This window comes from Streptomyces sp. V1I1 (assembly GCF_030817355.1).
In the GTDB taxonomy this organism is placed as follows: domain Bacteria; phylum Actinomycetota; class Actinomycetes; order Streptomycetales; family Streptomycetaceae; genus Streptomyces.
This window is the reverse complement of sequence record NZ_JAUSZH010000002.1, coordinates 19787-27206: the sequence shown is the minus strand read 5'-3', so window position 1 is coordinate 27206 and position 7420 is coordinate 19787. Positions and strand designations below refer to the sequence as shown.

Annotated in this window: 7 protein-coding genes; 4 read left to right on the top strand and 3 right to left on the bottom strand. The window is 67.3% G+C overall.

The genetic code is table 11. The features are described 5' to 3' along the window. Positions 1–803: 803 nt before the first annotated feature. Both QFZ67_RS38855 and QFZ67_RS39300 read right to left on the bottom strand, forming a co-directional pair. Positions 804–1676, bottom strand: a complete 873-nt coding sequence (locus QFZ67_RS38855) for an N-acetyltransferase (RefSeq protein ID WP_307666147.1) — start codon at positions 1674–1676, stop codon at positions 804–806. 77 nt (positions 1677–1753) lie between these two features. Further along, complete coding sequence (locus tag QFZ67_RS39300) at positions 1754–2185, bottom strand: hypothetical protein (protein ID WP_373430266.1); 432 nt, start codon at positions 2183–2185, stop codon at positions 1754–1756. Between QFZ67_RS39300 and QFZ67_RS39295 the strand changes: the two genes are divergently transcribed. From QFZ67_RS39295 to QFZ67_RS38840, 3 genes are all read left to right on the top strand, one after another. Next, entirely contained in the window at positions 2184–2318 is a 135-nt protein-coding gene (locus QFZ67_RS39295; RefSeq protein ID WP_373430265.1) for a hypothetical protein, read from the top strand. The two genes, QFZ67_RS39300 and QFZ67_RS39295, sit on opposite strands and share 2 nt — an antisense overlap. A 127-nt stretch (positions 2319–2445) precedes the next feature. Further along, positions 2446–3642: a S8 family serine peptidase gene (locus QFZ67_RS38845; RefSeq protein ID WP_307666146.1), complete on the top strand. Its 1197-nt coding sequence runs from the start codon at positions 2446–2448 to the stop codon at positions 3640–3642. 454 nt (positions 3643–4096) lie between these two features. Then, a complete protein-coding gene (locus QFZ67_RS38840; RefSeq protein ID WP_307666145.1) occupies positions 4097–4954 on the top strand; it encodes an IS5 family transposase in 858 nt (285 codons plus the stop codon). A gap of 3 nt (positions 4955–4957) precedes the next feature. On the opposite strand, the gene QFZ67_RS38835 is transcribed toward QFZ67_RS38840, so the two are convergent. Beyond that, positions 4958–5533, bottom strand: coding sequence for a CGNR zinc finger domain-containing protein (locus QFZ67_RS38835; protein ID WP_307666144.1), 576 nt, complete (start codon positions 5531–5533; stop codon positions 4958–4960). An 82-nt stretch (positions 5534–5615) separates the two neighbouring features. Here QFZ67_RS38835 and QFZ67_RS38830 point away from each other — a divergent pair, with 82 nt between their 5' ends. Then, on the top strand, positions 5616–6788 hold the full coding sequence (locus QFZ67_RS38830; RefSeq protein WP_307666143.1) for an epoxide hydrolase family protein: 1173 nt from the start codon (positions 5616–5618) through the stop codon (positions 6786–6788). The last annotated feature ends 632 nt before the right edge of the window (positions 6789–7420 follow it).

Genomic DNA, 7420 nt, shown 5'->3' with positions numbered 1-7420 from the left:
CGGAGGGAGCTAAAGCTCCCTATTGAATTCCGCCTTTCGGCGGAATTCCGCAGGAATTCGCCTGGCGGCGAATTCGGGGTGGTTTCTAATAACCCCCTTCGGGGGTTATTCTGGGCGTGCTTGAATTCCCTGTCGGGAATTCTTGGTTGTGGGTTTTTGAAAGCCTTTCAGGCTTTCTTGGATTCCCGCGTTGCGGGAATTGATGGTGTGTCATGTGTTGGGGTGTCCGCCGGTGGCGGACTCGTGGGGGCAGGGGCCCGGCCCCTGTCGGGGCCGAGGGGTGCGGGGGTGTTTCGAAGTTGGGGTGTGGCTAGAGTCTGGGTTCTGGGCTCATGTCCCCTGCCTGATAGGCAGGGTGACGGAGTGTCGGGGGTGTGGTGGGCCCCTGTCGGGGCCGAGGGGGTGTGGTGGTGGGTGACGGTACCCGTACAGCGGTACGGGGGACTGGGGGCGAGGGTGTCCCGGGGCGGGTGCACGGGAGTGGGTGGGAGCGCCCTGCCGGGCGCAGCGTCGCGCGCTTATCGGCGTGTGCGTGAATTCCCGGGCACGAGCAGGCCGGCCCCGGAATTCCGAAGCGGCCTTACGGCCGAATAGAGCGCTCCGGGAATTCACTTTAAGGCGACACTGAGACGGCCGACGAATTTCCCAGACCCAACACCTGACACACTCTCACACTCTCCGAAACTGACGCTACGTCAGACAAAATGAGAAGGAAACCAAACCCCACCAGAAACACGCCGAACGGGGAAGAGGAAAACAGAAAGGGCCCCTTTCGGGGCCCTTTCTGTTAACTGCTCGCGGGGTTACAGCGAATAGGAATACAGGCGATCGACTTCTGTGAACCCAGCTGATTCGTAGAGCGAGTTGGCGGCTGTCCGGTCCCGCTCATCTCCGGGCGGTGCGTCGTCGTCCACGTAGAGGATCACCTCCTGGGCTCCCAGCCCGGTAAGGACGTCTAGTGCTGAGCCGAGCATGGCTCGTCCCAACCCTCGGCCCCGGGCGGCCGGTTCCACGCTGATCCACCACAGGACACCGATGCCCCCAACCGGCAGGCCGACAACGGCTTCGGCGACGAGGTTTCCGTCCTGCCGCGCTTCCAGGCGGCGCGCGTGCTTCCCGCCAGGGTCGGGCCCGACATGGACGTGATCGAGGTGCGGCAGGCCGGGTGCGGGCAGATCGGCCCGCATGTACCTCCACAGTCGCTCGCCGGTGAATCCTGCGCGCTCCAACGCCTGAGCGGTCGCGGGGCGGTGACGGACCGGCAGGGCCTCCAGCCCCTGAGACAGGGCCGAGGCGAAGTGGAACGCGTGGACTGGCCGGGGCGCGAGCTCGGCGAGAGCGTGGCCGATCAGCGTGTCGGCGGTCCGGGCATCCTCGCGGCAGTGCAGCCACAGCAGCAGCCCGGTGTCGTCCTTGGGGCGGACCGCGTACGAGACGACACCGGCCACCGTTCCAGAGCCGTCCACGGCCACCTGAACCGCTGGCCTCTCCAACTCTGCCCACCAGCCTGCATCCACCGACGAGCGGCCTTCCAGCGCTTCGGTGAGCATGGCGGGGGTGGGCTGGGGCTGGCCGGGCAGCCGGTCGGCCTCGATCAGACGCAGTACGGCCGATTGGTCGGCCAGGGTGTACGGGCGCAGGGACAGGCCGAGTACGGGGCTCACGATTACGACCATGACCGGGGGATTCCTTTCTGTCCAGGAACGGCGTGCCCGTGGGGCGGCACGGATGCCGCCCCACGGGCCGTTGGGGGCTAGAGGACTGCTCCGCGCTCTACCGCTCCCAGGAGCCACTGTTCGACGGCGGCCAGGGCCAGCAGGGCGGCCGGGGCGGTCTCCCTGTGAAGCGCTGCCCGGTCGATAAGCCCGCACTCGACGGTCAGCAGAGGTGCGCTGGCATCGAGGGTGCGGGCCTGCTCGCCCAGAGCCGCACTGAAGTACTGCTTGTGGCACGGCAGGTGGCGAAGCTGTCCGGACGGGAGAAGTTCGTCGTGCGGCGCTTCATCGACCGCGGGCTGCTCACCGAGCTGAGCGCGAACCTGGACGGCTCGCTGCTGCACCCCCACCAGGTCGCGGAGGTCTGCCAGCGGGAGGACTTGCCGGAGCTGGTCGCCGCCGACACCCCACTCGGACCGGAGCAGGCCGCCGCCCGGCTCGGCTTGGCGCCGTCGCGAGTTCGACCACATGGTGCGCCTGGGGTGGATCAAGCCCGCCGAATCGATCGAGGTGCGTTTCGGTACCTCCCGGGCCGGGGCCGTCGACGTCGCGCTCTACACAGCGCGGGCACCGGAACGAGAAGACACTCAGGCGCTGAAGTGAGAGGCAGCAGGAGGCGGGTGCCGACCGGCATGATCCAATCGGGTGTATGGCATCCCTCTTCTCAAGGCCCTTCCGTAGGACGACGGGGCGGCGACGGTCGGCCGCCGCCGCCCGATACGACGCGGGCATGCGCGCTCTGGCCGTCGTGCTGGTGCTCACCGCGGGACTGACCGGCCAGGCGTCCTCCGCGCACGCGGCCGGAGCCAGGGATCGGCAGTGGTACCTGGACCGGATGAACGTCGACCAGATCTGGAAGAAGACGACGGGCGAAGGAATCAAGATCGCCGTCATCGACTCCGGAGTGAACCCCTCGACGCCCTCACTCAAGGGCCAGGTGCTGCCCGGCGGAGACGCGTCCGTCCCCGGAGGACGCCCCGACAGCGGCGACCGCGACGGCCAGGGAACGACGACGGCCGAGCTAATCGCCGGAACCGGCGCGGGCGGCGGCATCCAGGGCCTCGCCCCCGGTGCCAAGATCATCCCAATCCGCGTGCCGCTACTCAAGCACGACGAACTGCCGAGCATCGACGACCACGTCGACCGGGCCATCAAGATGGCACTGGAGCGCGGCGCGAAGATCATCAGCATCTCGGTCGGCAGCGAGTACGTCATCGGTGCCGGCATGACCGGGCAGCGATACGCCCTGCGGGACGCCCTCGCCAAGGAGGTGCTGGTGTTCGCAGGCACCGGCGACAACGCCAAGGAGGGCAACAAGCCGCTGGCTCCGGCGCGTTTCTCGGAAGTCGTCGGGGTGGCCTCCTTCGACGAGAACTCGCAGGTCGCCGACTTCTCCCAGCACGGCGACGACGTGGCCCTCGCGGCGCCCGGAGTGAACATCCCCCGCTGGTGCGACGCGACCTTCCGGCGTTACTGTCCAGACGGCGGCGGCGCCCACGCCGCCACCGCCCTCGCCTCGGCCTCCGCGGCCCTCATGTGGTCCTTGCACCCCGACTGGACGGCGGCGCAGGTCCTGCGCGTCATGCTCGACACGGCCGGCCGCGGCGACGACTGGAAGCCCGGAACGGTCAGCAACTACCTGGGCTACGGCGTGATCCGCCCCGGCGCGCACATCAACCGGGGCCTCGGCGACCCGGGCCCCGCGGACCGCAACGAGATGCCGAAGTTCGTGGAACCGGTCGGCTACCGGCCCACCTCGCCGTCCCCGAAGCCTCCCGAGAACCCGAAGCCGTCGCCAGCACACACCGCGGCCGCGGACGATTCGCCACCGGACGTGCCGGTGCTCGTCGGGGCCGGGGCGGCCGCCATCCTGGTCGTCACGGCCGTGGCCGTGTGGGTCGCGAGGCGCAGACGCCACGCAGGCTGAGGACCTCCGGCATGCGCGCGAGAGCGGGCGGCCCGCCCGGGTAACGCGTCAGCCAGGGCTCCTGTACGGCCGGTGAGCTGGCGGGGACCATGGCGGGCATGACCGAACGGGACGGCACCGGCCACGACCGGTTCGCCATCATCTCCGACAGAGTCTCGAACATCACCGGATCACCGCAGAGCTGACTCTCGCTTCGCTGTGCTGGGCATTCTCAAGAGGCGTCCGTCGTCGTCTCGCCACGTGCCAAGGAAGGACCGCTCAGGACCTGTTTCCGCGGGCACCGGAACGAGAAGACACTCAGGCGCTGAAGTGAGACGCCATCCGCTTATCGATGACGGGGCTGGTCTGGTCGAACAGGGTTCCTGTTCGGGTGATCACGCGAGGGCCGGCGCATGACAGCAGGGCCTCTTGGTAGTTCGGGGGTGCGAACCAAACCGATCACCAGGAGGCCCTGTTGCCGCAGTCTTTCGCGCTCACCTGTGTGGAGTCCAACTCGCCGTCCCTGTCGTGTGACTGCCTCGCGCACAGGTTCGGCAACGCGGCGGACGGGCCGGAGCGCGTGCGGTGTTACGGCTCGGACATGACGGACGCGGAATGGCAGGTCATCCGGGCGGTGCTGCCGGTGCCCGCGTGGCTTGAAGGACGGGGCGGCCGACCGGAGAGCTATTGCCACCGTGTGATGCTGGATGCAGTCCGCTACGTGGTCGACAACGGCGTCAAGTGGGTCAATCTGCCTGCGGATTTCCCGCCGTACCGGCGTGTGCACGCTTTCGCCCGCCGCTGGCAGGTGAGGGGTTTGCTCGCCGAGCTCCACGGCCGGCTGCGCGACCGCGTGCGGGACAAGGAGGGCCGCAAGGCGGACCCGACGGCCGCGATCGTGGACTCGCAGTCACTGCGGGCAGCGGCGAACATCCCGCGCTCCACGTCCGGCTGGGACGGCGGGAAGAAGGTGGGCGGCCGCAAGCGGCACCTGGTGGTGGACTGCCTCGGCCTGGTCCTGGCCGTTGCGGTGACCGCGGCGAGCGTGCAGGACCGCGACGCCGCCGTCCCACTGCTCGACCAACTGCGCAAGATGTACTTCCCGGACCCTCTTCTCCCGAGCCTCCAGCAAACCGAGCACCGACGCCACCAGCCACCTCCACGAGCCAGACGAACGGACCAACCACGCCCATCTCTCCCGCTGCCGACCGGAGTTCATACCCACCCACCCGAACTAAACGATCACGTTCGGAAAGCGGATGGCGTCTCAGCGGTGCCGTTGGGGTGCACCCATGTGTCGCAGTGTGGGACCCACTTGGATGTACCGAGGTAACGATCACTCCGCTGATCTGGGGTTTTTGCGCTGGTTGGCATTGAAGCGCGCTTTCTTCTGACGATTCCCGCACGTGTTCATGTCACACCATTTGCGGGTGCGACTTTGGCTGGTGTCGAAGAAGGCGGCTTGGCAGGTTGGTGATGCACACAAGGCCAATTTTCCGTCTCGTTCGCCTGCGATGATGGTGATCGCGTCGGCGGCGATCACGCTGAGGGCATCTTCCACGCAGGAAGCCGAGCTGAGCCGCCATCGCCGCTTACCCTCGGGCGTCAGGACAGCCGCGGCCCGACCCTGAGCGCTGCACTCATTGATGACTTGGACAGCAGACGCAGGGAGAGCGTCCTGGATCGCGGCCGCTGTCGCGGCGGCGTGAATCGACTCCCTCAGTTCCCGAGCGAGGTCGAGCTGGGCAGTGGTGCAGGACGCCACGGCGAGGCCGTTCACTGCCAGCCAGTCGATGAGTCGGTGCGGCGTGGGAATGCGCTCCACAGCGTTGCCATGACGCTCCGACAGAGTCCCCGTGAAGCTGGTCGCTAGCACGCTACCGAGGCGGAAGTCAGGGAACCCAGCACGCATGGAACCACCTTAGCGGGTTGCACGCCGGCACGAAGGCACGATAGAACCGCCTTAGCCGGTTCCACGATGGCCAGGAGGTCTCATGCCCCGTCCAACCAGCGACGTGCAAGCATTTGAAGCCCACGCAACTGACGCTGACCTCGACGATCTGCGCGCGCGACTGGCCGCGGCGCGGCTACCGGAGGCCGAGACGGTCTATCGCGCCGCGCCCGACCCTCGCCGATGGGAACAGGGCGTTCCTCTCGCCGACCTCGTCGATGTCGTGAACTACTGGCGCACCGGGTACGACTGGCGGTCGTTCGAAGAGCGCCTCAACCGTATCGGCCAGTTCCGCACGACCATTGATGATCTGGGAATCCACTTCCTGCACCGCCGATCCGCGCGCGCAGATGCCACTCCTCTGATCCTGACGCACGGCTGGCCAGGCAGCATTGCTGAGTTCATCGATGTAGTAGACGAGCTGGCAGATCCGAAGGATGTAGACGCGCCGGCGTTCCACGTCGTGGTTCCATCGCTGCCAGGCTTTGGTTACAGCGACAAGCCGGCCACCACCGGGTGGGGAACCGAAAAGATCGCGGCCGCATGGGTGGAACTGATGGGAAGGCTCGGCTACAGCAAGTTCGCAGCCCACGGCGGCGACTGGGGAGGTAATATCACCACGGTTCTCGGCGGCAGGTTCCCGGCGCACGTTCTCGGCATCCACACAACGTTCGCGGAGGCGCCGCCCGGTTTGACAACGGACGGGCTGACGGCGGTCGAGCGCAAGTGGACCGAGGAAACCCGCGATTTCTGGCGCCACCGCGCGGCGTACGCGAAGCAGCAGGCGACCCGACCGCAGACCATCGGCTACTCGCTTGTCGACTCACCAGTCGGGCTTCTTGCCTGGATCCTTGACAAGTTCGCTGAGTGGACAGATACCGAAGACAGCCCGTTCGAGACGATTTCCATAGACAGGGTTCTTGACGACGTCACCCTGTATTGGCTGACGCGGACCGGCGCATCGTCGGCCCGCATTTACTACGAAGGCCACAACTCGCTGGACCCCGAACTTCGGGTCGACGTCCCGTCAGCAATCAGTATGTATCCCCGCGACATCGAGAAGTGTCCGCGCCCCTGGGCGCAGGAGCGGTACCGACAGATCGTCCGATGGAGGTCGCCCGAAATCGGGGGACATTTCCCGTCGCTGGAGGTTCCCGAGTATTTCGTCAAAGATCTACAAGAGGGCCTCGCGGCAGTGCTGGCCGCTAATCGGTGAACGCGGCTGGGTGCCGGCACTCGATCACCGCATGCCGCCGCCACTTCCCTGGCCGCCGCGAACTTCAGCGCATCCTCTTCCTTGACCAGTTCCATCGGACGGACGTCCAGCAGCCACATCCCCCCGCCGACCACGGCCAGGAAGTCCGGGATGTGCCACGTGTCCCCGCCTGCGTGCTCGAAGTCCAGTCGGAACGGCTGCGACAGCACCTCCGATGCGCCTAGGAAGTCCAGCGCGACCAGCAGCCGCATCTCCTCCAGCGACTCGAAGCCGTGCGTCCTGCCCGTTGACGCCATCACCTCAAGCCCGGGCGATGCCGCTGCTTCGACCGCCACGTGAACCCTCGCATCGGCCGGGAAGCCAGCACCGGCACGTGAGCTCGCACGGGCCAGCTGACCTTGCCGGCACCTACCTGCCACGTCGAACTCCACCAATGCGGCCAGCCGGTGCCGCGCTGCGCGAACATCAGCTGCCCCGCCCCGGGCACGGCAGCAGTCCTGACACAGAAACAGGCAGCAGACGGGGTCCGGCCGTTGGCCGGCAGGGGGCAGCCCGCAGCCTGGGCCAGCGGGACGGTGAGGACCGGGCCCCTGACGGGATCCGGGAGACAAAGCGCGGTCCGGGCCCGGATC